The organism is Variovorax sp. KBW07, from assembly GCF_003852515.1.
Taxonomy (GTDB): domain Bacteria; phylum Pseudomonadota; class Gammaproteobacteria; order Burkholderiales; family Burkholderiaceae_C; genus Variovorax.
Genome location: NZ_QAJK01000120.1, coordinates 1 through 26,486, shown reverse-complemented (window position 1 = coordinate 26,486; position 26,486 = coordinate 1). Strand labels below are relative to the sequence as shown.

Below are 26,486 nucleotides of genomic sequence, written 5' to 3'. Positions count from 1 at the left end.
GATAGTTTTCATGGCCCAGTACTTCGAAGTCCACCCCGAGAACCCGCAGCAGCGCCTGCTGAAGCAGGCCGTCACGCTGCTGGAGCGCGGCGAGATCGTGGCCGTGCCCACCGACTCCAGCTACGCCCTGGCCTGCCACCTCGACGACAAGGACGCGGTCGACCAGCTGCGCCGCATCCGCCAGGTCGACGACAAGCACCACCTCACGCTGCTGTGCCGCGACCTGAGCGAGCTGGCCAACTACGCGCGCGTCGACAACAAGCAATACCGCCTGCTGAAGGCGGCCACGCCCGGCCCGTACACCTTCCTGCTCGAAGCCACCAAGGAAGTGCCGCGCCGCGTGAGCCATCCGCAGCGCAAGACCATCGGCCTGCGCGTGCCCGACCACAAGGTGCTGCTGGAGCTGCTCGCGCTGCACGGCGCGCCGCTGCTGGCCACCACGCTCATCGCCCCCGGAGAAACCGAGGCGCTGAACGACGCGCAGACCATCCGCGAGCGCTTCGAGAAGCAGATCGGCGCCGTCATCGACGCCGGCGCCTGCCCTTCGCAGCCGACCACGGTGGTCGACCTGACGCCCATGGGCACGGGCGACGACCCGGTCGTGGTGCGCCAGGGACGCGGCGCGCTGGCCGTGCTCGGCCTCTGAAAAGTTGCGCCTGATAACCATTGCCTGTCTGACACAATCGCCCGGTGGATATTTCCAATCTGATACAGACCGTTCTCATCTACGCACTGCCCGTGATCTTCGCGATCACCGTGCACGAAGCGGCCCACGGCTATGTGGCGCGCCATTTCGGCGACAACACGGCCGAGGTGATGGGACGCGTCACCCTCAACCCGATGAAGCACATCGACCCCATCGGGACCATCCTGATGCCGCTGATGCTGTACTTCGCAACCTCGGGCGCCTTCCTGTTCGGTTATGCCAAGCCGGTGCCGGTCAACTTCGGGCGGCTGCGCCATCCGAAGCGCGACATGGTGTGGGTGGCGCTGGCGGGGCCGGCCTCCAACTTCATCCAGGCCATCCTGTGGGCGCTGGTGCTGGTGTCGCTGGTCGCGGCCGGCGTCAATGAAACCTTTTTCATCAAGATGGCGCAGGGCGGTGTGCTCGTCAACCTCGTGATGTGGGCCTTCAACCTGTTTCCGCTGCCGCCGCTCGACGGCGGGCGCGTGCTGGCGGGCCTGCTGCCCAACGGACCGGCGCAGAATTTCCTGGCGCGCATCGAGCCTTATGGCTTCTTCATCGTGATGGGCCTGGTCATTGCGGGCGTCGTCAGCACCTACTGGCTGCGGCCGCTGATGGACGTCGGCTACTTCGTCATCAACCTGATCATTACGCCGCTCAAGGCATTGCTGCTCTAGGCAGGTTTTCTCGCACGCACGTCACATGGCTTCGTCTTCCTCCGCTCCCCTGCGCGTCCTGACCGGCATCACGCCGTCGGGCACGCCGCACCTTGGCAACTACGTCGGCTCGATCCGCCACTCGGTGCGGCAAAGCGTCGCGCCCGGTGTCGAGAGCTTCTTCTTCCTGGCCGACTACCACGCGCTCATCAAGGTGCAGGAGCCCGCGCGCATCCAGCGCTCCACGCTCGAAATTGCCGCCAGCTGGCTGGCCTGCGGGCTTGACCCCGAGCGCGTGACCTTCTACCGCCAGTCGGACATCCCCGAGATTCCCGAGCTGACCTGGTTTTTGACCTGCGTCACCGGCAAGGGCGTGCTCAACCGCGCGCATGCCTACAAGGCGCAGCTCGACAAGAACATCGCCAAGGGCGACGACCCCGATGCGGACGTCACGGCCGGCCTGTTCATGTACCCGGTGCTGATGGGCGCCGACATCCTGATGTTCAACGCCCACAAGGTGCCCGTGGGCCGCGACCAGGTGCAGCACATCGAGATGGCGCGCGACATGGCGCAGCGCTTCAACCACCAGTACGGCGAGCACTTCACGCTGCCCGACGCCGAGATCGACGATGCGGTTGCCACCCTGCCCGGCCTCGATGGCCGCAAGATGAGCAAGAGCTACAACAACACGATCCCGTTGTTCGCGCCGCGTGCGTACCTGCAAAAGCAGATTGCCAGCATCGTGACCGACTCGCGCGCGCCCGGCGAACCCAAGGACACCGAAGGCTCGGCCCTGTTCCAGATCTACCAGGCCTTTGCCGACGCCGACGAAACCGAGATGCTCCGCAAGGCCTACGCCGACGGCATCGGCTGGGGCGACGCCAAGCAGCTTCTGTTCGAGCGCATCGACCTCGAAGTGGCACCGCTGCGCGCCCGCTACGAAGCCCTCATGAACGACCCCGCCGAGATCGAGCGCATCCTGCTCGTCGGCGCGGAGAAGGCACGCGCCCTCTCCAAGCCCTTCCTGACGCGCCTGCGCCACGCTGTCGGCCTGCGCAACCTCGCGGCGGGCAAGGACAAGGGCGGCGCCGGCAAGGCGGCCCACAAGGCCGCCAAACCCAGCTTCAAGCAATACCGCGAGCGTGCCGACGGGCTCTTCTACTTCAAGCTGCTCGATGCGCGTGGCGAAACCTTGCTGCAAAGCCGTGGTTTCACGTCGCCGCAAGAAGCCGGCCGTACCATCGCGGTTTTGCAAGAGCAGCGCGGCGCTGCACTGGCCACCCTGGCCGCGCAGCTCGAGCCGCTCGACACAGAAGGAACACGCGCCGTCACCGAGGCGCTGGAGGCACTGGCGGAGGCAACGACGACCACAACCGACGGGCGTTGAGCCGGCAGACCCACCGGCCGATCCGCCGGTGAGCAGGAAGAGAGAAGACGGTGCGATCACAAAGGAAGAAAACATGAGCATTTATGTCATCGACGACCACCCCTTGATGCGCGACGCGATCGTGATGGTCTTGCGGCGCTTGCGACCGGCCGAGAACATCGTCGAGCTCGAACGCCTCGACAAGCTCGCGGGCTCGGTCCAGCAGCGTGGCGCTCCCACCCTTTTCTGCCTGGACCTGAAGCTCCCGGACACGAACGGCGTCTCGGGTGTGATCGCGGTCAAGCAGGTCTATCCGAACGTGCCGATCGCCGTGTATTCGGCGGCGCCGGCAGCGGACATGGAAGACGCATGCATCGAAGCGGGTGCCGACACGTACATCGAGAAGTCGGCAAGCTCGAACGAGCTGGCGGCGGCCCTGCGCGGGCTGCTGATGGCGGGCTCGGAAGAGGCCGACGAACCACCGGCGGCAAACAGCGGCAAGCTGTCGAAGCGCCAGACGCAGCTGATCGCCATGCTCGACAAGGGCATGAGCAATCGCGACATCGCGACGGACCTGGAAATCAGCGAGCACACGGTGAAGGTTCACCTGTGGCGCCTGTTCCGCCGCCTGGGTGTGAAGAGCCGCACGCAGGCACTGCACTTCGCGCGTACCAACGGATTGCTGTCGGGCTGAACGCCCCTCACCCGAGGACCGGCAACGCCGGCTCCTCAGGGTTTCCCCAAAAAAGAAACCGCGCTTTGTGCGCGGTTTTTTTCTTGGGAAAACAAACGCCCGTGCAATGGCGCGTCGGCCCTACCCTCAGTTCGACTTTCGTCGGTATGCCACTTGGTGGATTACCGCTATTTCATAAGCCGCCTGATCACCGGTGAACTGGCTGTGAGCGACCGCATTCAGATCGAACTCGAAGTCCTCGGAAAAATCCGTGGTGAATTTCTTTGAATAAGCAGTGAAGCGGGAATTGAAACTCGAGCCGGTATAGGTAGCAACATCGAACTGCACCAGCGTTTCAACATAGGCTTCCCATCCCGGCGGCGCGTTCTGTGGAGTTACTGCACCCACGATTCGGTAGCTGGCCTTGGGGCGTTGGGGTGGCAGCCCCATCACGTCGGGCATGTAGACCATCCGGTAACCAGGAATGCGGTAGGCCATCGAGGCCCCAGCGCCCCTCCCAAGAGGCGTACGTGCCAGTCCCACGACGTTTGTGCTTGCCTCATAGCTCATGCTGACCGGCGTCGCCGGCGCATCAACAGGGAATACGCCGGGCGCAGTGTCAGTCAGCCCCGCGATTCTTCCGACGACCCCGTCCTTGTCGATCAGCACACCGCCCAGGAAAAGCCTGGCGCTGCTATAGAAATCGGAGGGAACTCCAGCTGCGCCATAGCAAGTTCCTGCGCTCAATTCGGGAGGCCAGAAGTCGGCAAGGTATTTTTCTGGTCTGTCTGCATCGCATGCCGAATACGTTGCGGACCTTTGCGCACCAAGCGCCGCGGTCGTTTCAATGATCGCGAACTTCAACAGTGGACCAGCGACAGCCGGCACCACCGGTGTGATCGTGGTGAGCACGGGGTCGCTGTCCCTTTCTCCATCGCTCACGACGAGGCGCACGACGTAGTCGCCCACAACATCCAAGACAAAGGATGGCCTTGCGCTACCCGGGTCCGCAAGCACAGCCTGGCTGTTCAGAGGCTGGGACTCCAATGTCCACGTGAACGTCCGCGACTTCCCGTTTGACGTGGTGCTCGCGCTGCCATCGAGAGTAAGTATCTGGCCCAATATGCCACTGGAAGATTTCGTCACCACAGCGACCGGCGGCGAAGCGACGCCAGGTAAACCCGTCACTGGCAGCGGCAACGGGAAACCCCCGCCTGATGAACCACCGCCTCCTCCGCATGCGCCCAACAACGCGAGCGCGATCCCGCCCAAGACGTACCTGAATTGACGCGTCATACCTGTTTGATCCCCCGCCCTTTTGAAGATGGTCTCCTGCTCGCAGAATCTCGGTTCTGGAGCTTGTACATGGCGGATGAAGATAGCAGGTCAAGTTACCCGAGGCCCTTGGCAACCCTATGAAAGAGCGGGCTGTAGAGATTCGTGAACGCGACGCGCGCGGTCGGAGCACGAACAACTACTGAATCGCGCCGTGGGCTTTCGCGCAGGCACTCACTCACCCGCCCGAAGCACTCACACGGGCCTGCGCCACAGCCTCGTCGGCATCATGCAAAGCCACGCGGAACACGCTGCCCCCACCCAGCCGCGAACGCACGCTCACCGGGTGCCCCAGCACATGCGACAGCCGCGCCACGATGGCCAGCCCCAGGCCGAAACCGTCGGACGTTCCCGCATGGTCCGCCACCTTGTAGAACTCCAGGAACACATCGCGCAGATGCTCCGGTGCAATGCCGATTCCCGTGTCCCACACCTCCACGCGCATGCCTTCGCGCGTCTGCCGGGCGGCCAGCAACACGCCGCCTTCGGTCGTGTACTTGATCGCGTTGGCCAGCAGGTTGCCGATCATGCGGCGCACGCGAATCGGATCGGTCAGGAACGAGCCCTCGGTCAGGTGCACGCGAAAGTCCAGCCCGCGGCTCTCGGCCACCGGGCGGTATTGCAGCTCCAGGTCGTGCAGCAGCTCCGACACGTCGACGCGCTCGATGTGCAGGCGCACCTGGCCCGAGTCGATGCGCGCCAGGTCGAACATCGAGTCGAACAGCGCGTTCACCGCGTGCGTGGCGCGCACGATCTTGGGGGCGAGCTCCAGCACCAGTTCGGGCTCGTTGCGCAACCAGTCGGCATACAACGAAAGTGCCAGCACGGGCTGGCGCATGTCGTGCTCGGCGCTGGCCAGGAAGCGGTTCTTCATGGCCACGGCCGACACCGCCGCCTGGCGTTGCTGGGTCAGCGACTTGATCAGAATGTGGTTGTGGAACAGCAGCTCCAGGCTGTTGCGCGCCGTCTCGTGGATGTGCCGCCCCGCCCTGAGCAGCAGGAACCAGTGAAGGATCGGCAAGATCGGCATCAGGTAGCTGTACTGGAACTGCGGGTGCTGCAACACGAGCACCGTCAGACGGATCAGCACCGCGCCCAGCATCGTGATGAACAGCGTGTTCACATAACGCTTGAGCAGCGGCGGATGCAGCGCCAGCCCGTTGAGCGGGAAGGTGCCCACGCCGGCCACGATGAGCCAGCTCATGAACTGGTTGACCTGCGGCGTGCGCTCGAAGAACAGCAGGATCGAGAAGCCCCACACCACCGCGCTGGTGCTCCAGATGAAGCCATAGCGCTCGGTGAACTGCTGCTGCGCCGTGGCGCTGCGCCCGGCGTAGCGCACCGCATAAACGCGCGCGCCCCAGGCACGGCAGGCCGTGGCAATGATGCCGGCCATCAGCCAGGTGAGCAGTTCCCAGCGGGGCACATAGGCCCAGTTCAGGCCGACCATGGCCGGCATGAGCGCGAAGGAAACGAAGTACGAGCCGCGCGCCGAGCGCATCAGGCTGCGGATGAGCTCGCCGCGCACCCACGATTCGGCCTCGTCGGCCGAAGCCGGGGCGGGTGTCAAGCTGGCGATCGACGCATTGGCCATATGGCGCATGACCCTTATTTATCCGGCCACTGAAAAAAGCCCCATCGGACGAAAGAGGGGGCGGGAAGAAGTCGGCGATCTTAACGGGCCGTCGTGCATTGTTTCACGGGGCAACAAATCAAAACAGACCCCGATAATGCTGAAAACCAAGGAAGGAAACTCCGCATGCTGTCCCATGTTTTCATCGGCGTGACCGACTTCGAGCGCGCGTTTTCTTTCTACACGGCTCTCATGCACGAACTCGGCCTGAAGCTCAGGTTTCGCGACGACACCAGGCCCTGGGCCGGCTGGCAGAGCCCCGATGCGCCGCGTCCGCTGTTCCTGGTGGGCAGTCCGTTCGACGGCCATGCCGCGGCGCCGGGCAACGGCCAGATGGTGGCGCTGATGGCCGCCGACCGCGCCAGCGTCGACCGCGCCCATGCCACGGCGCTGGGCCAGGGCGGCGTGTGCGAAGGCCCGCCGGGGCTGCGGCCGCACTATCACCCCAACTACTATGGCGCCTACTTCCGCGATCCGGACGGAAACAAACTCTGCGTCTGCTGCCACACCCCTTCACCGACATGCTGAACAACCTGACCCCTTTCCTCATCCACTGGGCCATTACCGCCGTGTCGCTCTGGGTGGCCAGCCACCTGTTTCGCGGGCTGAAGTTCGACAGCACCGGCGCACTGGTGGTCTCGGCGCTGCTGCTCGGCCTGGCCAATGCCATCGTCAAGCCGCTGCTGATCGTGCTCACGCTGCCGCTGACGCTGGTCACCTTCGGGCTGTTCCTGCTGGTCATCAACGCGCTGATGATTTTGCTGGTGGCGGCGCTGGTGAAGGGATTCCGGGTGTCCGGTTTCTGGACCGCCCTGTTCGCGAGCATCTTCATCTCGCTGCTGAGCATCGTCATCGGCTCGTTCGTCACGAGCAACGACCCGGCCGAGAAGGTGCAGATGCCGCAAAGCGGCAACTGGCTCTAAGGCTCTGAGTCTCCTGCCGCTTGCCGCTTGCCGGCCCGGCCCTACTTGCCCCAGACCGTCTTGTACTGCGTGCGGTAGCCGTTGTCGGGGTCGAACACGTTCTTCGGCCCGCCGTCCTTGCCCACGTTGCCGGCCGTCACCAGGTGCACCTTGGGCACGTAGCCCGACCACTTCTCCTTGGCGAAGGCGCGGTTCAGTTCGTCGACGATCTGCCAGCCCTGCATGTTCAGCGGCTCGGGCACGGTGCCGGCCTGGTAGCGCTGCGTGCGGATGCGCTGGTAAGCGGCCTCGGAGCCGTCGCCGGCCGACACCGCCTTGGGCGCGCCGTCGCCCTTCTTGCCCGCCGCCGTGAGCGACGGGCCCATGAAGTCGAAGTACAGGTCGTTGATGGCCAGCGAATGCGTCCACTTGTCGCCGAAGCGCTGCAGCAGCGAGGTGGTGAGCTGCGGCATGCGGGTGGAGCTTTCGGAAATCGGGCTGTCCTCGAAGCTCAGCACGGTGCAGCCGCCGCACTTCTTGATGACGGCCTCCATGGCGCGGGCCTTGTACAGCGCAATGGCGTACTGCGAGTCGGTGAAGATCACCACGCCCGCCTTGCCGCCCGAATCGGCCACCACCCACGAGGCCGCCACATCGGCCACGTCGTCGGTCACGGTGGTCACATTGGCGAACAGGCCGGCCTTGTCGTTGGGGCCGGGTTGCTCGCCCGAGTGCCAGCCGACCAGCGGAATGCCCGACTTGGCCGCGCCCGAGAACGCGGCCTTCTGCTCGGTGGTGTCGAAGCCGCCGACCACGATGCCGGCCGGCTTGACGGCCAGCGCCTGGTTGAGCGCCGCGGTGCGCCCGCTGACCGTGCCCTGCCCGTCGATGACGCGCACCGTCCAGCCGATGGCGCGGGCCGCTTCTTCCACGCCCTTGCTGACGCCGACGATGCCGCCGTTCTTCATGTCGCCGGCAACGAAGACGATGGTCTTGCCCGCACTGGCCTTGGGGCCGGTGGTGGGGCCGTCCCACTTTTCCTTGGTCATGGTGGCGACCTCGACCTTCTTCTTTGCAGCGTCGAGAAAGTCGTCGGCCATGGCCTTGGGCGCCAGCGTGGCGGCGCACAGGGCCAGCACGGCGGCGGCCACGGTGCGTGCTGCGTGAATACGCTCACTCTTCTTCATCATCATGCGTGTCTCCAGTCGTTGTGGTCGTTGCAATAGTTGAAGTAATTGCAGTCGTTGAAAGAGGCCGTCACTTCGACGGCGCCGAGGGAACCGGTTGCGCGTGGTCGAGCTGCCGCTCGGCAATGCGCCGCTTGATCGAGCGGTTGCGGCGCTGCTGCGCCCAGCCCGCAATGCCGATGGACACCAGCAGCGTCAAGCCGTTGAAGAGCGGCTCGACATAGAAGGCACCGCCGAACTGCTGGATGCCCGAAATGCCGATGGCCAGGATGGCCACGCCGACCAGCGTGCCCCACACGTTCACGCGGCCGGGCCGGATGGTGGTCGAGCCAAGGAAGGCACCCACCAGCGCCGGCAGCAGGAATTCGAGCCCCACGCTGGCCTGCCCGATCTGCAGCCGCGAAGCCAGCAGCACGCCCGCGAAGCCCGACAGCAGGCCCGACGCGACGAACGCGCCCATCACGTGCTTGCGCACCGCAATGCCGTTGAGCTGCGCCGCCTTCGGGTTGGCGCCGATCACATACAGCGCGCGGCCCAGCGGCGTGAACTCGGTCACCACCCACAGGGTGACGCTCACCGCCAGCACGTAGAAGGCGCCGATGGGCAGGCCCAGCAGGTCGCCGCCCGCGATGCCGACGAAGCCGTCGGGCAGCTCGCCCACCACCTGCCGCCCGCCGCTGTGCCACATGGCCACCGCATAGATCACGGTGCCGGTGCCCAGCGTGGCAATGAAGGAATCGATCTGTGCCAGCTCGACCAGCAGGCCGTTGAGCACGCCGAACAGCGCGGCGCAGGCCAGCACCACCAGCACGGCGGCGGGCCATGGCAGGCCCAGCTGCGTCTGCAGGCTGATCGCCAGGATGTGCCACAGCACGATGCCGTAGCCCACCGTGAGGTCGATCTTGCCGGTGATCATCGGAATGGTCGCGGCCAGCGCGAGCAAGGCAATGACCGACTTGTCGGCCAGGATCGCGCGCAGGTTGAACAGCGTCGGAAAAGTGTCGGGCAGCAGCAGCGAGAACAACAGCGCCAGCCCCACCATCAGCACCACCAGCCCGTAGACCGGCATGGCGCGGCCGATGCGCTGCGCCAGGGACAGCGCCTCGCCGTCGAGGGACTTGTCGGGTTCCAGCGCGGTGGATTTGATCGAACTGCTCATGCGGAAATTTCCTCGTCGCGCGCCACGACGGCGCCTGCTGCCAATGCCAGAAGTTTTTCGACCGTGATTGCCTCGCCTTCGAGTTCGGCGGCAATCAGGCCATCGCGGAACACCAGCACCCGGGTGCAGACGGTCGCGACTTCCTCGAAGTCGGTGGACACCACCACCAACGCGGTGCCGGCCTCCGCGCGTTCGCGCAGCACGCCGTAGATCTGCCGCTTGGCGCCGACGTCGACACCGGCCGTGGGCTCTTCGAGCACCACCAGCGGCTTGTCCAGGTGGAACCAGCGCGCCAGCACCACCTTCTGCTGGTTGCCGCCCGACAGCTGCTGCACCTCGGCCGAAGGCGCGGGCGGGTTGATGTCGAAGCGGCGGATCAGCCCCAGCGCGCTGTCGTTCTCGCGGCGCGGGCGGCCGAAGGCCAGGCCGCGGTCGCCATGCATCGCGGCGTTGGGGAAAAGGTTCTCCAGCACCGTCATCGCGCCGGCCAGGTTTTCTTCGAGCCGCTCGCCGGCCACGTAGGCCACGCCCGCGCGGATGGCATCGGCGGGGCAAGTGAAATCGCAGGCGTTGTCCAGCAGGTGCATGCGGCCAGCCGACAGCGGCTCGCGGCCGAAGATGGCGCGGCTGATGGCTTCATGCCCCGCGCCGCGCAGGCCCACCAGCCCCAGCACTTCGCCGCGATGCACCGACAGGCTCAGCGGCCCAGCGTTGCCGCTGGCCGCGCCGTCGAGCCGCAGCAACGCGGGCTCGCTGCGCGCAGGCGCCCTGGCCTTCTGCACCGAGGCCGACAAGGCCTTGCCGACGATCAGGCCCACGAGTTCTGCCTCGTTCGTTTCGGCGGTGGTCTTCACGGCCACCAGCTTGCCGTCGCGCATCACGGCCGCGCGGTCCGAGATGGCCATGACCTCGTCGAGCCGGTGCGACACATACAGCATCGCCATGCCCTGGCGGCGCAGTTCGCGCAGCACGCCGAACATGCGCTCCACGTCGCTCATCGGCAGGCTGGCCGAAGGCTCGTCGAGCACCAGCAGCCGCGCCTTCACTTCGAGCGCGCGGCCGATGGCCAGCAATGATTTTTCGGCGCGCGTGAGCGAGAACACGCGGCGGCCGGGGTCGATGTCGCAGTCCACGCGCGCCATCACGCGGCGCGCGGTGGCGCTGGCGGCCGGCCAGTCGATCAGGCCGAATCGGCGCGGGTAGCCGGTGCCCAGGCACACGTTCTCGGCCACCGTCATCCACTCGACAAGGCCCAGGTCCTGGTGAATGAAGGCCACCGGCTGCTCGCGCCGGTCACTGCGCCGCCAGTCGGCCTGCGCACGGCCATCGAAGAAAATTTCGCCCTGGTCCGCGGGGTAGATGCCCGCCAGCAGCTTGATGAGCGTCGACTTGCCCGCGCCGTTCTCGCCGAGCAGCGCAAGAATTTCGCCGGCGCGCACGTCGAGCGTCACACTGTCGACGGCCTGCGTGCCGCCGAAGCGCTTGCTGATGGCCTGGAACTGCAGCAGGGGCGTCGTGGCGTTGCTCATGCGCAGGTCGCTCCCCGTGTGTTCAGGCAGATCCGGTAGAGCGAGGTCGAAGCGCACACATACAGCTCGTTGCCGCCGGCACCGCCGAACGTGAGGTTGCCCACCTTCTCCGGCACCGCGATGCGCGCCATGCGCGTGCCGTCGGGGTGATAGACCTGCACGCTGTCGCCGCTGCTGGTGTAGACGAAGCCGTGCACGTCGACGCGAAAGCCATCGGCCAGCCCCGGGTTCACCACCGCGAACACGCGCGGGTTGGCCAGGTCCTGCCCGCCGATGACGTCGAACGCGACGATGTGGTGATGGCCCGAACCATCGGTGCGCAAGGCGGCCGAGGTGTCGCTCACGTAGAGCGTGCTTTCGTCGGGCGAGAAGGCCAGGCCGTTGGGTTCCTCGACGAAGTCGCTCACCGAACGCAGCGCGCCGTTGGCGGGGTCGAAGCGAAACACATGGTTGCGGCCCAGTTCGCTCTCGGCCTTGTGGCCTTCGTGGTCGGACGCAATGCCGTAGGGCGGGTCGGTGAACCAGATGCTGCCGTCGCGCTTCACCACCACGTCGTTCGGCGAGTTGAGGCGGCGGCCCTGGTAGCGATCGACCAGCATTTCGTCGGCCAATGGCTGCGGCGGCACGGTGCCCGGTGCGAAGCGCGTGCGCACGATGGCGCGCAGGCCGTGCGAGCAATGCAGCAACGCGCCATCAGCTTCGCGCGTGTGGCCGTTGGTGAACTCCACCGCCTCGCGCCACACCTGCATGCCGCTGTCGGCGTGCCAACGCAGCATGCGGTTGTTGGGGATGTCGCTCCACAGCACGGAGCCGTCTTCCCGCATCCACACCGGGCCTTCGCTCCAGATGGCGCCGGTGCACAGGCGCTCGAGCGTGGCACCGGCCCGCGGCACGGCCAGGGAAAAGCGGGCGTCGAAGACTTCGATGGACATGGCCGGAGTCTGGCATTAAAAAGATACCGGTAACTTAGGCTTTTCCCGCAGATGCCGCGGACGGCATCTGCCCCTAGAATTTTTGGCAGAGGGAGATTTCTCGCAGCCCCTGTCCAGTCGTCCAATCAGTTATCGGTATCTCATCGAGCGTCGCATATCCTCGAGACCGATTTCAAGAGAGAGTCCCTTGCCCCCGACCAACGCCCCCGCTCCCCCTTCCCGCCCGGCCACGATGGCCGACGTGGCCGCGCGCGTCGGCGTCTCGAAGATGACCGTCTCGCGCGCGCTCAACCGCAGCGTGGGCAGCGACCGCGTCACCTCGGCGGCGCTGCGCCAGCGCATCCTGCAGGCCTGCGAAGAGATGGGCTACGTGATTGACCAGACGGCGCGCACCTTCTCCACCAAGCGCTCGGGCTTCATCGCGGTGCTGATCCCGTCGCTCAACAACTCCAACTTTTCAGAGACCGCGCAGGGCATTACCGCGGCGGTGGAAGCGCGCGGCCTGCAGGTGTTGCTGGGCTACACCGACTACCGGCAGGAAAACGAAGAGAAGCTCATCCGCTCGATGCTGATGCGCCGGCCCGAAGGTGTGATCCTCACCGGCGGCGCCCACACGCCCGCCGCGCGCGCCATGCTGCAGGCGGCCGGCGTGCCGGTGGTCGAGACCTGGGACCTGCCCGCCACGCCCATCGGTCACACCGTCGGTTTTTCGAATGCCGAAGCTGCCGCCGCGATGGTGCGGCACCTGCACGGCAAGGGCTACCGGCGCATTGCCTTCATCGGCGGCACCTCGAACCGCGACACGCGCGGCGCCGACCGGCAGCGCGGCTACGCCAAGGCCGTTCGCGAACTGGGCCTGCCCGACGGCCGCGTCATCAGCTTCGGCCAGCCGCCCATCTCGATGGCGCAGGGCGGCGAGGCGGTGGTGCAGCTGATCCGCCAGTGGCCCGACGTGGACGCTGTGCTCTGCGTGTCCGACCTCTCGGCCTTCGGCGCGCTGATGGAATGCCAGCGCCAGGGCTGGGACGTGCCGGGCCGCATCGCGATCGCCGGCTTCGGCGATTTCGAAGTCGCGCGTGCCTGCCATCCACGCATCACCACGGTGGCGGTGGACTGCGTGGGCATCGGCAAGGCGGCGGGCGAGTTGCTGCTGCGCGTGATGGACGGTGCGCGCGAGGGGCACCGGCCGCCGGCGGAGACGGTGATGATCCCGTTCCACATCGAGCAGCGCGAAAGCTCCTGAGGCGGCTACGCAGCCGCCGCATCCGCAAAGTCGATCAACACCTTCATCGCCTGCTTCCGGTCGCTCGCCAGCTCAAAGGCTTCGCGCGCCTTCAGCATCGGGAAGGTATGCGTCACCACCGGCGACAGATCGACCCGCCCTTCGTTGATGAGCCGCACCGCCAGCGCGAACTCCGCATGGAAGCGGAACGAGCCGCAGATGCTCAGTTCCTTCGCCACCACCATGTTCTGCGGAATGCTCACGTCGCCGCCCAACCCGAGCTGCACGACCACGCCGCGCGGGCGCATCACTTCCAGCCCGTCGCGCAGCGCGCGCTCGTTGCCCGAGCATTCGAGCATCACGTCGAAGGTGCCCTTGTCGACCGAATAGCGCGACACCCAGGCCTTGTCCTGCGCGACGTTGATGACCTGGTCGGCGCCCATGGCGCGCGCAATGGCCAGCGGTTCGTCGACCACGTCGGTGGCGGTGATCTCGGCCGCCCCATGCGCGCGTGCCGCCGCGATGGCCAGCACGCCGATGGGCCCGCAGCCCGACACCAGCACGCGCTTGCCCAGCAGCGGCCCGGCGCGCGAGACGCCGTGCAGCCCCACCGAGAAAGGCTCGGCCAATGCCGCCAGCCGCAGCGGCACGTGCTCGGCCACCTTCACGCATTGCGTGGCCTCGCACAGCAGCATGTTGCGGAATGCCCCCTGCACGTGCGGCGTGCGCATCGCGCTGCCATAGAAGCGCATGTCGAGGCACTGGTTGGGCAGGCCTTCGAGGCAGAACTTGCAGGCGCCGCAAGGCCGGCTGGGGTTGACGGCCACCTTGTCGCCGATGCGCACGCTCTCGACGCCGGGCGCCACGGCCACCACGGTGCCGGCCACTTCATGGCCCAGCACCATCGGCTCCTTGATGCGCACGGTGCCGAAGCCGCCGTTGTGAAAGTAATGCAGGTCGGACCCGCAGATGCCGCCCATGCCGACCTTCACCAGCACCTGGCCGGGACCGATCTCGCCGGCATCCTGCTCGTCCAGGCGCAGGTCGTCGGGGGCGTGGATCACGAGGCACATGCAACGCAGACGCATGATGTTTTTCTCCTTCAGTCAAGCCACGGGTGTGACGAGCGGCAGGCCCGCGAAGTGGGCCTCCAGGTTGCGGCGCACCAGCTCGCCCATGGCGCGGCGCGTCTGCTCTGTTCCGCTGCCATGGTGCGGATGAAGCACCACGTTGTCGAGCGCCGCAAAGCGCGGGTCGATGCGCGGCTCATTGAGGAACACGTCGAGCGCGGCGCCGGCAATGGCCTTCTGCTCGAGCGCCTGCAGCAGCGCGCCTTCATCGACGGTGGTGCCGCGCGACACGTTCACCAGCCAGCCGCTGGGGCCGAGCGCACGCAGCACTTGCGCATCGACGATGCCGCGCGTGGCCTCGCCGCCGGGCAGGATGACGATGAGCACGTCGCACCAGTCGGCCATGGCCGGCAGGCTGGCGAAGTGGCGGTGCGGGCTGTCCGCTTTCGGGGTGCGGCTGAAGTAACCCAGCTCCACGTCGAAGCCCGAAAGCCGCCGCGCGATGGTGCCGCCGATGCGGCCGAAGCCGGCAATGCCGATGCGCTGGCCGAAGACGCGCGTGGTCAGCGGCATGCCGCCGTTGGCCCAGGCACCGCTGCGCACGAACGCGTCGCCCGCCGGAATGCGCCGCTGCAGCGCCAGCGTGAGCCCCACGGCCAGGTCGGCCACGTCGCCGTTCAGCACGTCGGGCGTGTTGCTCACGCGGATGCCGCGCGCGCGGCAGGCGGCCAGGTCGATGCCATCGGTGCCCACGCCGTAGCAGGCGATGAGCTCCAGTTGGGGCAGCGCCGCGATGAGCTCGGCATTGGCGCCCAGTTCGCCGCGCGTCGCGATGGCACGGATGCCCGGCGCGTGCTGCGCGATGAAAGCAGCGCGGTCCGTTGACTCCCACAGCCGATGCAGCGTGTAGGCCGCCTGCATCGGCGCCATGTCCCATTCCGGGTAGGGGCCGGGCATCAGCACGTGCGGGGAAGTTGCGGTAGCGGTCAAGCGTGTCTCCTGCGGATGGCGTTCGGATTCGATCGGGTGATTCGATTGAATGGATACCGGTAACTCTATGAGCATGCGCCGAACGCGGCAACGCAGGTTTCACCGGGTTGACGCTCAAACAAGATACCGGTAACGTATCTCCCGCTGTCACGCACAAGGCGCCTCGCCGCGCCCACTCCCAGGAGCTTTTCTTGAAACTGTTCGACCTGTCCGGGCGCACCGCGCTCATCACCGGCTCCAGCAAAGGCATCGGCTTTGCGCTGGCACAGGCGCTTGGCGCGGCGGGCGCGCGCGTCGTGCTCAATGCGCGCGATGCCGCGTCGCTCGCCACCGCGCGCGACACGCTGCGCGCCCAGGGCGTGGCGGCCGAGGCCATGGCCTTCGACGTCACCGATGCCGCCGCGGTCGAGGCCGGCGTGGCCGCCATCGAGGCCGACATCGGCGCCATCGACATCCTCGTCAACAACGCCGGCATGCAGCACCGCGGGCCGTTCGCCGAATTTCCCATCGATGCGTGGCACAAGATCACCAGCACCAACATCGACAGCGTGTTCCTGGTGGGCCGCTTCGTGGCGCAACGCATGATCGAGCGCAAGCGCGGCAAGATCATCAACGTCTGCTCGGTGCAGAGCGAGCTGGGCCGCCCCGGCATTGCGCCCTACGCCGCCACCAAGGGCGCGGTGAAGATGCTCACCAAGGGCATGGCCATCGACCTGGGCAAGTACGGCATCCAGGTCAACGGCCTGGGGCCGGGCTACTTCAAGACCGAGCTCACGCAAACGCTGGTGGCCGACGAGGCCTTCACGGCCTGGCTCTCGGGCCGCACGCCGGCCGGCCGCTGGGGCGACGTCGAAGAACTGGGTGGCGCTGCCATCTTCCTGGCCTCCGACGCATCGAGCTTCGTCAACGGCCACATCCTGTACGTGGACGGCGGCATCACCGCGAGCCTGTAGCCCATGTCCCCTCCGGAGCAGGAGCAGCAGCCTCGGCAGCGGCTGGCCGTGGTGGTGATGGGCGTGTCGGGCACCGGCAAGAGCAGCGTGGCCGCGGCACTGGCCGGCACGCTGCGGTTGCCCTGGGTCGATGGCGACCACCTGCACGTGCCCGCGGCCGTGGCACGCATGCAGGCCGGCCTGCCGCTTTCCGACGACGACCGCTGGCCCTGGCTGGACCGCATCGGTGCCTGCCTGGCCGATGGCACGGCCGCGCCCGGTGGCGTGGTGGTGGCCTGCTCCGCACTGAAGCGCGCCTACCGCGACCGGCTGCGCGCCGCGGCACCTGGCCTCCGGTTCGTGTTTCTCGACGGCCCGGCGCAGCTCATCCGCCAGCGGCTCGAACAGCGCCGCGGGCACTACATGCCGCCGGCGCTGCTCGACAGCCAGTTGCACACGCTCGAACGGCCGGGTGACGACGAGCCCGACGTGCTGCATGCCGGCATCGACGCGCCGGTTGCGCTGGCCGTTGCCCACATCGGCGCGCGGCTGCTTCAAAGCAAGAAAGCCGATTCAACGAAAGCCCCCGCATGATTTCTTCACCCCCCACTCCCGGCCGGCGCGTGGCCGTGATCGGCGTCGGCATCATGGGCTCGGCCATCGCGCGCCGGCTGCTCGAATGCGGCCACGCCGTCAGCGTGTTCGACCTCGATCCGCAGAAGCTCGCCGCGCTGGCATCGCACGGCGCGCGCGTCGCCGACTCCGCGGCCGACGCGGCGGCGGCGAGCGACTTCGTCATCACCAGCCTGAACTCCGCCGCCGTGGTCGAGCGCGCGATCTTCGGCGACGCCGGCATTGCCGCCGCGCCCGCCGATGCGCAGCGGCTGCTGATCGACATGTCGTCCATCGACCCGCCCTCCACCCGCAAGCTGGCGCAGTCGCTGCGCGAACGCACGGGCATGGGCTTCGTCGATGCGCCGCTGTCGGGCGGCGCGCCCAAGGCGCTGCTCGGCCAGCTGACGGTCATGGCGGGCGGCGGCGCCGGCGACGTGCAGCGCGCACGCGCCGTGATGGACAGCCTGTGCGCCAACTACACGCACATGGGCGACAGCGGCGCGGGCCAGACCACCAAGCTGGTCAACCAGCTGCTGTGCGCCATCGGCTTCCAGGCCGTGGCCGAAGCCGTGCGGCTGGCCGAAGCCGGCGGCGTCGATGCATCGAAGCTGCCCGCCGCACTGGCGGGTGGTCGCGCCGACAGCCAGATCCTTCGCGAGTTCGGTCCCAAGATGGCCGCACGCGACTACACGCCCACCGGCCGCATCGACAACATGCTGAAAGATCTCGAAGCGGTGCAGGCTTTTGCGCAAGGCCAGCGCCTGCCGTTGCCGCTGACCGGTGCCGTCTCGGAGCTGCACCGCACCTTCGTTTCAGCCGGGCTCGGTGCCGAGGACACGGCCGCGATGATGCGGCAGTTCAGCGGCTACGACCGGGCCTGAACGGCACGCTCGCACCCACCCATTTCAAACCCGAAGGAAGACACCCATGTTCATTCGCTGCGCGTTTTTCAGAGGCCGGGTCAAGGCCGGCATGGAAGAAGCCTTCAACCGCCACGTGCAACAGAAGCTGGTGCCGCTGTGGACTCGCTTTCCCGGTGCGCTCGAAGTGCGCGTGCTGCGCCAGCTCGAAAGCGACGTGACCGACCCCGAGCTGGCGATGGTGCTGTCCATCCGCTATGCGAGCCGCGAAGACATTGCACGCGCGCTCGAATCCCCGGTGCGCTTCGAAAGCCGCGAGGTCTCGAAGACGCTGTTCGAGATGTTCGACGGCACGGTCTTCCACACGGTGTTCGGCGCCGAAGAATTTCCGCTGCCGAACGGCTGAAGCGGCACACGCCAGCGCGTGCCAGCGCGTGCCAGCGCGTGCCAGCGCATGCCAGCGCCTACAGCACGTCCTTCAGTTTCGCCCGCAGCCGGCTGATCGCCTGGCTGTGCAACTGGCACACGCGCGACTGGCTCACCTCCAGGATGGCGCCAATCTCCCGCAGGTTCAGCTCTTCCTCGTAGTAGAGCTTCAGCAGCAGCTGGTCGCGGTCGGGCAGCGTGCCGATGGCGTCCACCAGCTGGTGCCGGAAGCCGCTTTCGAGCAGTTGCGCCAGCGGGTCGTCGCCGCCCCGGCGGTCTTTGCGCACTTCCTGCGCGTGCATGTCCAGGAACGGGTTGTCGGGCTCGCCCTTGGCGAAGTCTTCGACATACAGCAGTTGGCAGCCCTGGATTTCCTGCAGCATCGACTGGTAGGCCTCCAGGTCCATCTTCAGCTCCTTGGCGATCTCGCCTTCGGAGGGTGCGCGCCCGAGCCGGTGGCCCAGCGCCTGGATGGCCTTCTCGATGCCGCGCGCCGACTGGCGCAGGCCGCGCGAGCCCCAGTCGTTGGCGCGCAACTCGTCGAGCATGGCGCCGCGGATGCGCTGGCTGACGAAGGTCTCGAACTGCGCACCACGGTTGTCCTGGTAGCGGCTCGATGCGTCCAGCAGGCCCAGCATGCCGGCCTGGATCAGGTCGTCCAGCTCCACGCTGGCCGGCAGCTTGGCCATCATCTGCAACGCGATGCGGCGCACCAGCGGCTGATGCTGCGCCAGCAGATGCGATTTCTCGATGGTTCCCTGTGCGGTGTACACGGCCGTCCTTTCCGTTTCTTCCCGTGGCGGCGGGGTCAGGCCGCGACCGCGTGCGACGTCGATGGCATCGACGACAAGGACGGCGACAGCAAAGGCGCGCGCGGCACCGCCGCCTCGCGCCACGGCCAGCGCCCCATGTCGTCGGCAATGCGCCGGAAGTCGACGGCCGCCGCGCTGGTGGGAAAGGCCTCGACGATGGTCTGCCCCAGCCGCCACGCATCGGCCAGCCGGGGGTCGGCGCGCACCCATCCGGCCGGTTGCAGCGACACCGCCAGGTAGCGGCTGCCGGCATTGGCCAGGTTGCTCATGATCTTTTGCACGGCCTCGACATCGGCCACGCCGTTGACCAGGAATCGCAGCTGCTTGCGCGCATGCGCGTAGTGCAGCCGCTTGATGCCGGCGTAGGCCGAAGTAATGGCCGAGGGCTGCGGCTGCAGCACCAGCAGCAGTTCGTCCGCGCCCTGGGCCAGTGCCGACAGGCGGCCTTCGCCGTCGAAGGCCGCATCGACGATGACCACGCCGCTGGGCCACATCGAACGCGGGTCGGTCGCGTCGGGCGCCACGCCGGGCGGTGCGGGCAGCACGTGCACACCAGAAGCCGCGCGCATGGCGGCCTGCTCTATCGCCAGGCGATGGGCCGCCACGTCGGCCAGGTTGCCCAGCGGATCGATGCCCCACACGTCGCAGGCCGATCCTTCCTTCGGGCAGTGTTCGTCGAGCAGCAGCACGTTCTTGCCCTGCTGCACCAGCGCCGCGCCCAGGCTCATGGCGGCCGTGGTGGCGCCCGCGCCCTGGCCCATGCCCGCCACGGCAACGACGCGCGTCGGCGTCTGCGCGAGCAGGCGCCGCAGCCCGTCCGCCTGATCCGTGACCAGCTTGCTCATGCGATCCCCCTCACCCCATCCGCGCCAATGCGCGAGGCGCCTGCGTCGGCGCGGTCGACTCGGTGCCCAGCGCTTCGAGCAGCAGGAAGAACTTGCCCACGCCCGCATACAGCGCGCCGCCGGTCATCGGCCGGCCGGCACGCACCGGGCGCCCCGTCAGCTGGCCCAGCAGCATGCGTGTGCGCTCGGCCCAATCGCCGTCCGCCTGCAGCAGGCGCCACACGGTGGTGCTCATCTGGCCGGCAATCAGCAGCCGCTTCATCATGTTCGGGTCGCCCAGCTCGCCCATGCCGCCGGCCAGCTGCACGCCGTCGCGCATCAGGCGGAAGCACGGCTCGGCCTCGCTGGCCCAGCCCTGCCATTGGGCGAGCTGCTGCACGCCGACCTCGGCGCCGACGTTGGACAGCGCATAGCCCTGCGCCAGCACCTTGCGGCTGCGCGCGTCGAGCACCTGCGTTGCCACGCAACGCAGCGTGGGCAATGCATCGCGGTCGATGCCGGCGGCCAATGCGGCGGCACCGGCGCGCGGCACCACCTCGGCATGCGCCTCGCATTGCAGCGCGGGCTTGCCACGGAAACTCACCGGGCGCGCCTCGCCGAATTCGAAGCCGATGCGCGCGAGCGTGCAGGCCGCGCCGGTGCGCACGTCGGTCACCGGGGTCGAGCCCGGCGCGCGCGCCAGCCAGCGCTGGCCCGACGCCTGCCACTGCACCATCGCATCGAGGCCGGGCAGCTTGCCCAGCGCGTGCACCAGCGATTTGCCGAAGTCCTGCTGGCGCAGCCACTGCGCCTGACGCATGCCGGACCTGCGCGCGGCATCCGTCGCGCCACCGCGCACGGCGGCGGTCGACAGCCACTGGTTCGGCGCCGCCAGCGGCAGGCCGGTGCGGTCCGACAGCAGCAGGCTGCCGTGGCATTCATACGCGTCGCCGCTTTCGCTGGAACGCAGACCGACTTGTCCGCTCAGGGCGAGCACATGGGTCTCGCAACCGGCGGCCACTTCGCTGCGGGCATGCTCGGCAAGATCTTGCAGCACGGCCTTGTGGCCGATCTCGTCGTCGCCCGCCTGGCGCCAGAGGCCGCGTGCGCGCTCGAAGCCGATCTGCGCGCCGGCCAGCGCGCTGGCGGCCGTGGCCAGCTCCTGCGCGTCGTGCGCCATGGCGCGAATCAGGTTCTGGTATTTCAGGCGCAGCCGGTCGGTCTCGCCCTGCGCCTGCACCACCTGCGCCGACGGGCCGGCACCCGCCGGTTCGTCGTTCAGGTCGGTCTCGGCGGGCACGAACAAGGGGCTGTGCTGGCGCGGCTGGAACACGCTGTCCACCAGCTGCGCGCGGTCGGCCTGCATCAGGTTCTCGGGCACCTTCTGGCCGCTGGAGATGTAGTGCACCGGCAGGCGGTGGCGAATCACCGTGTCGATCAGCGCGCCCGGGTGCGTGGCCTCGTCGACCTTGGTGAAGATGCAGCCCGTCAGGTCGTGGCCGTTGCGGTAGGCATGCACCACTTCGTTGAGCGTGTCGCCGTGGCTGGTGGCGTTCAGCAGCAGCAGCCGCTTCACCGGCCGGTGGCTGTTCCCGAGCATGGCGATCTGCTCCGACACGGCGCGGTCGCGCTGGCTCATGCCGACGGTGTCGATCAGCACCATGTGCTTGTCGCGCAGGTCCTGCAGCACCAGGTGCAGGTCGGCCGCGTCCTTCACGGCGTACACCGGCACGTTCAATATTTCGCCGTAGATGCGCAGTTGCTCGTAGGCGCCGATCCGGTAGCTGTCAGTGGTGACCAGCGCGAGCTTGTCGGCACCGAAGCGCATCACGCAGCGCGCGGCCAGCTTGGCCGTGGTGGTGGTTTTGCCCACGCCCGTCGGGCCCATCAGCGCATACACGCCGCCCTGCGCGAACAGGGCGTCTTCGTCTTCATGCACCGGCACGGCGCGAATGAGTTCGGAGCGCACGAAGGCCATGCCTTCGGCGTAGCTCTGCCCGGTCGGCAGCTTCTCGAGCATGGCCTTCGACAGCCGCGCGCTGAAGCCGGCGCCGAGCAGCGTGCGCAGCAAACGGCCGCGCACCGGGTCGCGGCGCTGCTTGTCGTTCCAGACCACGCTGGCCAGCTGTTCCTCGATCATTCCGCGCATCGAGTGCAGTTCGCTCAGCACCGTGGTGTCGGCCGGCGCGGCCGCTGCAGCAGCAGTGGAGGCCGTAGCTACAGCAGCAGCAGCGGCAATCGCGGCGAGCGGCATCGGTGCCGGCGCGGCAACCGGTGCCACGGGCACGACGGGCTCCACCTGGATCGCGGGCGCCGCGTTCTCCAGTGCCTCCTGCACGTCGCCCTCGGCCATGGCGACGATCTCCACGCCCTCGGCGGTGGCGCGGTGCGTGAGCACGATGGCTTCGGCGCCGAGCGTCTCGCGCACCAGGCGCAGGGCTTCGCGGCCGGTGGCCGCGACGAATTTGCGTGCGGTGGTGCGCACGTCGCGCATGTCGGTCTGCTGGGAATTCAAACGCGTCCTCCAATGGCGGCAGTGATCTTGATGGTCCGGGAATCAGGGATCTCGGCATGCGAGAGCACCTTGAGTTGCGGCAGGCTGCGCCGCAGGAAACGGGACAGCAGCACGCGCAGCGAGTGCTGCACGACCAGCACGGGCGCCAGGCCCATCTGCTCCTGGCGAACGATGGCGGCCTGCGCCTGCTGCAGCAGGTTGTCGGCAATGCCGGGCTCGATGCCGCTGCTGTTGGTCAGTGCCTGTTGCAGCACGCCGTCGAGCGAGCCGTCCAGGCCGATCACCTGCATCTCGGTGTCGCCCGGGAACAGCTGCTGCGTGATGGCGCGGCCCAGGGCCAGGCGCGTCAGCGTGGTCAGCTCGGTCGGGTCCTTGATGGTCGGCGCGTGCTCGGCCATCACGTCGAGGATGGTGCGCATGTCGCGGATCGGCACTTCCTCGTCGAGCAGGTTCTGCAGCACCTTGTGCAGCGTGCTGAGCGACAGCACCTTGGGCACCAAGTCCTCGGTGAGCTTGGGCGCGGTCTTGGCGATCTGGTCGAGCAGCTGCTGCACTTCCTGGCGGCCCAGCAGCTCGGCCGCGTGGGTCTGGATCAGGTGGTTCAGGTGCGTGGCCATCACGGTGCAGGCATCGACCACGGTGTAGCCGTACACCTGCGCCTGCTGGCGCAGGCTGGCGTCGATCCAGGTGGCGGCCAGGCCGAAAGCCGGGTCGCGCGTGGGCGTGCCGGGCAAGGTGCCTGTGACCTGCCCCGGGTTGATCGCCATCCACTGGTTGGGGAAGGCCTCGCCCCGGCCGATCTCCACGTCCTTCAGGCTGATGACGTAGGTGTTGGGCTTGATCTCCAGGTTGTCGCGGATGTGCACCACCGGCACCAGGAAGCCGATCTCCTGCGCGATCTTCTTGCGGATGCTCTTGATGCGGCCCAGCAGTTCGCCTTGTTGCGACTGGTCCACCAGCGGAATCAGCCGGTAGCCGACCTGCATGCTCAGCGGGTCGACCATGGCCACGTCGTCCCAGGTGGCCTCGGCCATCTCGGCCGCCGGCGCAAGGTTCGCGGCCTCGGCGGCGGCGGCCTGCTGAGCGGCTTCGCGCGGCTTGCGCATCAGCAGGCGGCGGCCCAGCCACACCAGGCCACCCGCGATCAGCAGGAACGCCAGGTTCGGCATGCCCGGGATCATGCCCATCAGGCCGATGATGCCGGCCGTGAGAAACAGCACCTGCGGGTTGGAGAAGAGCTGGCCGGTCAGCTGGCTGCCGACGTCTTCGTCGGTGGTCACGCGCGACACGATCACGCCGGCCGCGGTGGAGATCACCAGCGCCGGAATCTGCGCCACCAGGCCGTCGCCGATGGCCAGCAGCGTGTAGGTCTTGCCGGCCGTGGAAAAGTCCAGCCCGTGCTGCACCATGCCGACCACCAGGCCGCCGATGATGTTGATCACCATGATCAGCAGGCCCGCAATCGCGTCGCCGCGCACGAACTTGCTGGCACCGTCCATGGAGCCGTAGAAGTCGGCTTCCTGCGCGACTTCGGTGCGGCGCTTGCGGGCAATTTCCTCGCCGATCAGGCCGGCATTCAGGTCGGCGTCGATGGCCATCTGCTTGCCCGGCATCGCGTCGAGCATGAAGCGCGCGCCCACCTCGGCAATGCGGCCCGCGCCCTTGGTGATCACCATGAAGTTGATCAGCACGAGGATGATGAACACCATCACGCCGACGGCGAAGTTGCCGCCCACCAGGAAGTGGCCGAAGGCCTCGATCACCTTGCCCGCGGCATCGGGCCCGGTGTGGCCGTGCATCAGCACCACGCGCGTGGACGCCACGTTGAGCGACAGGCGCAGCAGCGTCGAGAACAGCAGCACCGCCGGGAAGGCCGCGAAGTCCAGCGCCTTCATGGTGTACATGCTCACCAGCAGCACCATCACCGACATCGCGATGTTGAAGGTGAACAGCAGGTCGAGCAGGAAGGGCGGCAGCGGCAGCACCATCATGCTCAGGATCAGGATGATCAGCACCGGGCCCGCGAGCCCCTTGAGCGGCACGCCGGAGAGCATTCGCGTCGGGTGACGCAAAAGGTTTGTCATCGCGTTCATGCGGTGTCCACTGAATATTGAAGATCTGCGGGCACCGGCAGGTCGGTCGGCGTGCGGGGCGCGTCGCCGCCCTCGTTCTTCCAGCGCTTGAGCTGGTAGACCCACGCCAGCACCTCGGCCACCGCGGTGTAGAGCCCGGTCGGGATCTCTTCACCCAGCCTCGTGTGCTTGTAGAGCGCACGCGTGAGCGACGGCGCTTCGAGAATGGCGACCTTGTTGTCCTTGGCCAGTTCGCGGATGCGCGCGGCCACCAGCTCGGTGCCCTTGGCCACCACGCGCGGCGCGCGCATGTCGCTGTCGAGGTATTGCAGCGCCACCGCGAAGTGCGTCGGGTTGGTGAGCACGATGTCGGCCTTGGGCACCTCAGACATCATCCGGCGGCGTGCCATCTGTTGCTGCTGCCGGCGGATCTGCGCCTTGATGTGCGGATCGCCTTCGCTTTCCTTGTGCTCCTGGCGCACGTCTTCACGCGACATGCGCAGCTTGCGGTAGTAGCTCCACAGCTGGAACGGCACGTCGACCAGCGCCACCAGCAGCAGCGTGGCCGCGATCAGCGCGCAGTGCTTGGCCACCAGGATGATCGCGTGGGGCAGCGCGTAGTGCGCGGGCTGCGCCATCAGCGCCATCACGGCCTCGATGTCGTCCACGATGACCCACCACGCCACGCCGCCGATCAGCGCCGACTTGGCCAGCGCCTTCACCAGTTCGGCCAGCGACTGCGCCGAGAACATGCGGGCAATGCCGGCCAGCGGATCGAGCTTGCTGAATTTGGGCGCCACGGCCTCGGTGGAAAACATCCAGCCGCCCAGCATCAGCGGCGCGGCCACCGCCGCGACCACCATCATGGCGAACAGCGGGCCGATGGCAATGAACGCCTGCAGCGCCATGAGCCCGGTCTGGGACAGCATGTGCGAGGGATCGAAGGCGCTGGCGCGGTCGAACTGCAGACCGCGGCGCAGCGCGCCGTTCATGCCGGTGTTGAGCGACTCCCCCGCGAACCACAGCCCGGCGCTGGCGGTGGCCAGCATGACGAAGGTGGTGAGCTCGCGCGAACGGGCCACGTTGCCTTCCTCGCGCGCCTTTTCCAGGCGCCGCTCGGAGGCGGGTTCCGTTTTCTCGAGATCGCTTTCCTCAGCCATTCATGCTCCGAACCAGCACTGGCGAAGTACGCCTTGCTCAAGACCAAATTATTGAATCCGGTCGCTCGGAACAATCCGTCGATCAGGGCCGGTATCGCCCTGCAATTCGGACAATGGGGCTCAGAAGCCGAGGCTCTCCAGCAGGTCGTCGACCTGGGCCTGGTCGGTCACGGCGTCGGGGTTGCCGGGCTTGATCTGCGGGCCGTTCTGCAGGCTGTGCACGGCCTCCTGGCGCTTCTCGGGCGGGGAGTTGTCGATCAGCACCTGGAGCAGTTGCGTCTCGACGTCGTTGACGACTTCCATCATCTTCTTGATGACCTGGCCGGTAAGGTCCTGGAAGTCCTGGGCCATCAAGATTTCCATGAGCTGGGAGTTGATGGCGCTGGCACGCTGCGGCACTTCGTTGAGGTAGCCGCGGGTGTCCAGGACCAGCTCACGCGCATGGTCGAGCTCGATGGGGTTCTCGAACCATTCGTCCCAGCGCTGGCTGAGGCCCTTGGCGTCGGTGGCAAGCGCTTCCTGCAGCGGCTGCGCGACGTCGATGGCGTTGAGCGCCCGATGCGCGGCACGCTCGGTGGTGGCGGCAACGTAGCTGAGGCGGTCGCGCGCATCCGGGATGGCTTGCGCGGCCTTGGCAACCTGTTTGTCGAGCCCAAGCTCGCGCAGGCCCTCTCTGAGTTGTCGAGTGAGCTGGCCAATGCGGCCCAGCAGTTTTTCCGCGGTGTCTGTCGGGTCTGCGGCTCCCGATGCATCTAAGGTCATGTCAGTGTTCCATCACGCGTTTGTGTTGCGGCTTGCTTGTAATTCGAGTGCTGTTGTTTTGCGCGCTGCTGTTCGGTTCGGGTTCATTCAGGGCGACGCTCACAGAACACGCGGTAGGTGGTGCCGCGCGCACGCACGTCGGCAAAGCCCAGCACCGCGAGCTGCGGCA

The 26,486-nt window shown here is 67.4% G+C and carries 25 protein-coding genes; 11 read left to right on the top strand and 14 right to left on the bottom strand.

What is annotated here, in order from left to right:
* Positions 1 to 10 precede the first annotated feature (10 nt).
* From DBV14_RS22425 to DBV14_RS22410, 4 genes are all read left to right on the top strand, one after another.
* On the top strand, positions 11 to 646 hold the full coding sequence (locus DBV14_RS22425; RefSeq protein WP_124462214.1) for an L-threonylcarbamoyladenylate synthase: 636 nt from the start codon (positions 11 to 13) through the stop codon (positions 644 to 646).
* Between the two features lie 44 nt (positions 647 to 690).
* Entirely contained in the window at positions 691 to 1,362 is a 672-nt protein-coding gene (locus DBV14_RS22420) for a site-2 protease family protein (RefSeq protein WP_124462212.1), read from the top strand.
* 25 nt (positions 1,363 to 1,387) lie between these two features.
* Complete coding sequence (locus DBV14_RS22415; RefSeq protein ID WP_124462210.1) at positions 1,388 to 2,728, top strand: tryptophan--tRNA ligase; 1,341 nt, start codon at positions 1,388 to 1,390, stop codon at positions 2,726 to 2,728.
* Positions 2,729 to 2,801: 73 nt separating this feature from the next.
* Positions 2,802 to 3,401: a response regulator transcription factor gene (locus tag DBV14_RS22410; protein WP_124462209.1), complete on the top strand. Its 600-nt coding sequence runs from the start codon at positions 2,802 to 2,804 to the stop codon at positions 3,399 to 3,401.
* Positions 3,402 to 3,527: 126 nt separating this feature from the next.
* Here the strand turns inward: DBV14_RS22410 and DBV14_RS22405 are convergent, their stop codons facing one another.
* Together DBV14_RS22405 and DBV14_RS22395 are read right to left on the bottom strand one after the other, a co-directional pair.
* Complete coding sequence (locus DBV14_RS22405; RefSeq protein WP_124462207.1) at positions 3,528 to 4,292, bottom strand: hypothetical protein; 765 nt, start codon at positions 4,290 to 4,292, stop codon at positions 3,528 to 3,530.
* 601 nt (positions 4,293 to 4,893) lie between these two features.
* Positions 4,894 to 6,318, bottom strand: coding sequence for a HAMP domain-containing sensor histidine kinase (locus DBV14_RS22395; RefSeq protein ID WP_260397185.1), 1,425 nt, complete (start codon positions 6,316 to 6,318; stop codon positions 4,894 to 4,896).
* Between the two features lie 156 nt (positions 6,319 to 6,474).
* Here DBV14_RS22395 and DBV14_RS22390 point away from each other — a divergent pair, with 156 nt between their 5' ends.
* A complete protein-coding gene (locus DBV14_RS22390; protein ID WP_124462203.1) occupies positions 6,475 to 6,876 on the top strand; it encodes a VOC family protein in 402 nt (133 codons plus the stop codon).
* Complete coding sequence (locus DBV14_RS22385; protein ID WP_124462201.1) at positions 6,870 to 7,271, top strand: phage holin family protein; 402 nt, start codon at positions 6,870 to 6,872, stop codon at positions 7,269 to 7,271. The genes DBV14_RS22390 and DBV14_RS22385 overlap by 7 nt, the downstream gene beginning before the upstream one ends.
* A 41-nt stretch (positions 7,272 to 7,312) precedes the next feature.
* Here the strand turns inward: DBV14_RS22385 and DBV14_RS22380 are convergent, their stop codons facing one another.
* The 4 genes from DBV14_RS22380 to DBV14_RS22365 form a co-directional block, all read right to left on the bottom strand.
* Positions 7,313 to 8,440: a substrate-binding domain-containing protein gene (locus tag DBV14_RS22380; protein WP_124462348.1), complete on the bottom strand. Its 1,128-nt coding sequence runs from the start codon at positions 8,438 to 8,440 to the stop codon at positions 7,313 to 7,315.
* A gap of 67 nt (positions 8,441 to 8,507) precedes the next feature.
* Positions 8,508 to 9,596, bottom strand: a complete 1,089-nt coding sequence (locus tag DBV14_RS22375; protein WP_124462199.1) for an ABC transporter permease — start codon at positions 9,594 to 9,596, stop codon at positions 8,508 to 8,510.
* A complete protein-coding gene (locus DBV14_RS22370; protein ID WP_124462197.1) occupies positions 9,593 to 11,125 on the bottom strand; it encodes a sugar ABC transporter ATP-binding protein in 1,533 nt (510 codons plus the stop codon). Before DBV14_RS22370 ends, DBV14_RS22375 begins: the two co-directional genes overlap by 4 nt.
* Positions 11,122 to 12,057: an SMP-30/gluconolactonase/LRE family protein gene (locus tag DBV14_RS22365; RefSeq protein ID WP_124462195.1), complete on the bottom strand. Its 936-nt coding sequence runs from the start codon at positions 12,055 to 12,057 to the stop codon at positions 11,122 to 11,124. The genes DBV14_RS22370 and DBV14_RS22365 overlap by 4 nt, the downstream gene beginning before the upstream one ends.
* 232 nt (positions 12,058 to 12,289) lie before the next feature.
* Between DBV14_RS22365 and DBV14_RS22360 the strand changes: the two genes are divergently transcribed.
* A complete protein-coding gene (locus tag DBV14_RS22360) occupies positions 12,290 to 13,300 on the top strand; it encodes a LacI family DNA-binding transcriptional regulator (RefSeq protein WP_124462346.1) in 1,011 nt (336 codons plus the stop codon).
* Positions 13,301 to 13,305: 5 nt separating this feature from the next.
* On the opposite strand, the gene DBV14_RS22355 is transcribed toward DBV14_RS22360, so the two are convergent.
* Together DBV14_RS22355 and DBV14_RS22350 are read right to left on the bottom strand one after the other, a co-directional pair.
* On the bottom strand, positions 13,306 to 14,367 hold the full coding sequence (locus DBV14_RS22355) for an L-idonate 5-dehydrogenase (RefSeq protein WP_124462193.1): 1,062 nt from the start codon (positions 14,365 to 14,367) through the stop codon (positions 13,306 to 13,308).
* Positions 14,368 to 14,385: 18 nt separating this feature from the next.
* A complete protein-coding gene (locus tag DBV14_RS22350) occupies positions 14,386 to 15,339 on the bottom strand; it encodes a 2-hydroxyacid dehydrogenase (protein ID WP_124462191.1) in 954 nt (317 codons plus the stop codon).
* A 191-nt stretch (positions 15,340 to 15,530) separates the two neighbouring features.
* Here DBV14_RS22350 and DBV14_RS22345 point away from each other — a divergent pair, with 191 nt between their 5' ends.
* From DBV14_RS22345 to DBV14_RS22330, 4 genes are read left to right on the top strand one after another with little or no spacing between them, the layout of a single operon-like run.
* Positions 15,531 to 16,292, top strand: coding sequence for an SDR family oxidoreductase (locus DBV14_RS22345; RefSeq protein ID WP_124462189.1), 762 nt, complete (start codon positions 15,531 to 15,533; stop codon positions 16,290 to 16,292).
* Positions 16,293 to 16,295: 3 nt separating this feature from the next.
* Positions 16,296 to 16,865 (top strand): gluconokinase, encoded by a 570-nt coding sequence (locus DBV14_RS22340; protein WP_124462187.1) that lies wholly within the window; start codon positions 16,296 to 16,298, stop codon positions 16,863 to 16,865.
* The gene (locus DBV14_RS22335; RefSeq protein ID WP_124462185.1) at positions 16,862 to 17,767 is read left to right on the top strand and encodes an NAD(P)-dependent oxidoreductase; all 906 of its coding nucleotides are present in this window, start codon (positions 16,862 to 16,864) and stop codon (positions 17,765 to 17,767) included. Before DBV14_RS22340 ends, DBV14_RS22335 begins: the two co-directional genes overlap by 4 nt.
* A gap of 46 nt (positions 17,768 to 17,813) precedes the next feature.
* Positions 17,814 to 18,152 carry a hypothetical protein gene (locus DBV14_RS22330; protein ID WP_124462184.1) on the top strand — a complete coding sequence of 113 codons (339 nt, stop codon included), beginning with the start codon at positions 17,814 to 17,816 and terminating at the stop codon, positions 18,150 to 18,152.
* Between the two features lie 58 nt (positions 18,153 to 18,210).
* Here DBV14_RS22330 and DBV14_RS22325 read toward each other — a convergent pair whose 3' ends face one another.
* The 6 genes from DBV14_RS22325 to cheZ all read right to left on the bottom strand — a co-directional run bounded on the left by DBV14_RS22325 (position 18,211) and on the right by cheZ (position 26,317).
* Entirely contained in the window at positions 18,211 to 18,945 is a 735-nt protein-coding gene (locus tag DBV14_RS22325; protein WP_124462182.1) for an RNA polymerase sigma factor FliA, read from the bottom strand.
* Between the two features lie 35 nt (positions 18,946 to 18,980).
* Complete coding sequence (locus DBV14_RS22320; protein WP_124462180.1) at positions 18,981 to 19,829, bottom strand: flagellar biosynthesis protein FlhG; 849 nt, start codon at positions 19,827 to 19,829, stop codon at positions 18,981 to 18,983.
* 10 nt (positions 19,830 to 19,839) lie between these two features.
* Positions 19,840 to 22,323, bottom strand: a complete 2,484-nt coding sequence (flhF, locus tag DBV14_RS22315) for a flagellar biosynthesis protein FlhF (RefSeq protein ID WP_260397183.1) — start codon at positions 22,321 to 22,323, stop codon at positions 19,840 to 19,842.
* On the bottom strand, positions 22,320 to 24,416 hold the full coding sequence (flhA, locus tag DBV14_RS22310; protein WP_124462178.1) for a flagellar biosynthesis protein FlhA: 2,097 nt from the start codon (positions 24,414 to 24,416) through the stop codon (positions 22,320 to 22,322). Before flhA ends, flhF begins: the two co-directional genes overlap by 4 nt.
* Positions 24,413 to 25,555, bottom strand: coding sequence for a flagellar biosynthesis protein FlhB (gene flhB / locus DBV14_RS22305; protein ID WP_124462176.1), 1,143 nt, complete (start codon positions 25,553 to 25,555; stop codon positions 24,413 to 24,415). Before flhB ends, flhA begins: the two co-directional genes overlap by 4 nt.
* A gap of 120 nt (positions 25,556 to 25,675) precedes the next feature.
* Positions 25,676 to 26,317, bottom strand: a complete 642-nt coding sequence (cheZ, locus tag DBV14_RS22300) for a protein phosphatase CheZ (RefSeq protein ID WP_124462174.1) — start codon at positions 26,315 to 26,317, stop codon at positions 25,676 to 25,678.
* Positions 26,318 to 26,486 lie beyond the last annotated feature (169 nt).

What these genes read in the sequence shown, in the direction of transcription:
- DBV14_RS22425 (WP_124462214.1), top strand. Translation starts at nt 11, where the DNA reads ATGGCCCAGTACTTCGAAGTCCACCCCGAGAACCCGCAGCAGCGCCTG.
- DBV14_RS22415 (WP_124462210.1), top strand. Translation starts at nt 1,388, where the DNA reads ATGGCTTCGTCTTCCTCCGCTCCCCTGCGCGTCCTGACCGGCATCACG.
- DBV14_RS22410 (WP_124462209.1), top strand. Translation starts at nt 2,802, where the DNA reads ATGAGCATTTATGTCATCGACGACCACCCCTTGATGCGCGACGCGATC.
- DBV14_RS22395 (WP_260397185.1), bottom strand. Translation starts at nt 6,318, where the DNA reads ATGCGCCATATGGCCAATGCGTCGATCGCCAGCTTGACACCCGCCCCG.
- DBV14_RS22390 (WP_124462203.1), top strand. Translation starts at nt 6,475, where the DNA reads ATGCTGTCCCATGTTTTCATCGGCGTGACCGACTTCGAGCGCGCGTTT.
- DBV14_RS22385 (WP_124462201.1), top strand. Translation starts at nt 6,870, where the DNA reads ATGCTGAACAACCTGACCCCTTTCCTCATCCACTGGGCCATTACCGCC.
- DBV14_RS22380 (WP_124462348.1), bottom strand. Translation starts at nt 8,440, where the DNA reads ATGATGAAGAAGAGTGAGCGTATTCACGCAGCACGCACCGTGGCCGCC.
- DBV14_RS22375 (WP_124462199.1), bottom strand. Translation starts at nt 9,596, where the DNA reads ATGAGCAGTTCGATCAAATCCACCGCGCTGGAACCCGACAAGTCCCTC.
- DBV14_RS22370 (WP_124462197.1), bottom strand. Translation starts at nt 11,125, where the DNA reads ATGAGCAACGCCACGACGCCCCTGCTGCAGTTCCAGGCCATCAGCAAG.
- DBV14_RS22365 (WP_124462195.1), bottom strand. Translation starts at nt 12,057, where the DNA reads ATGTCCATCGAAGTCTTCGACGCCCGCTTTTCCCTGGCCGTGCCGCGG.
- DBV14_RS22360 (WP_124462346.1), top strand. Translation starts at nt 12,290, where the DNA reads ATGGCCGACGTGGCCGCGCGCGTCGGCGTCTCGAAGATGACCGTCTCG.
- DBV14_RS22355 (WP_124462193.1), bottom strand. Translation starts at nt 14,367, where the DNA reads ATGCGTCTGCGTTGCATGTGCCTCGTGATCCACGCCCCCGACGACCTG.
- DBV14_RS22340 (WP_124462187.1), top strand. Translation starts at nt 16,296, where the DNA reads ATGTCCCCTCCGGAGCAGGAGCAGCAGCCTCGGCAGCGGCTGGCCGTG.
- DBV14_RS22335 (WP_124462185.1), top strand. Translation starts at nt 16,862, where the DNA reads ATGATTTCTTCACCCCCCACTCCCGGCCGGCGCGTGGCCGTGATCGGC.
- DBV14_RS22330 (WP_124462184.1), top strand. Translation starts at nt 17,814, where the DNA reads ATGTTCATTCGCTGCGCGTTTTTCAGAGGCCGGGTCAAGGCCGGCATG.
- DBV14_RS22320 (WP_124462180.1), bottom strand. Translation starts at nt 19,829, where the DNA reads ATGAGCAAGCTGGTCACGGATCAGGCGGACGGGCTGCGGCGCCTGCTC.
- flhA (WP_124462178.1), bottom strand. Translation starts at nt 24,416, where the DNA reads ATGAACGCGATGACAAACCTTTTGCGTCACCCGACGCGAATGCTCTCC.
- flhB (WP_124462176.1), bottom strand. Translation starts at nt 25,555, where the DNA reads ATGGCTGAGGAAAGCGATCTCGAGAAAACGGAACCCGCCTCCGAGCGG.
- cheZ (WP_124462174.1), bottom strand. Translation starts at nt 26,317, where the DNA reads ATGACCTTAGATGCATCGGGAGCCGCAGACCCGACAGACACCGCGGAA.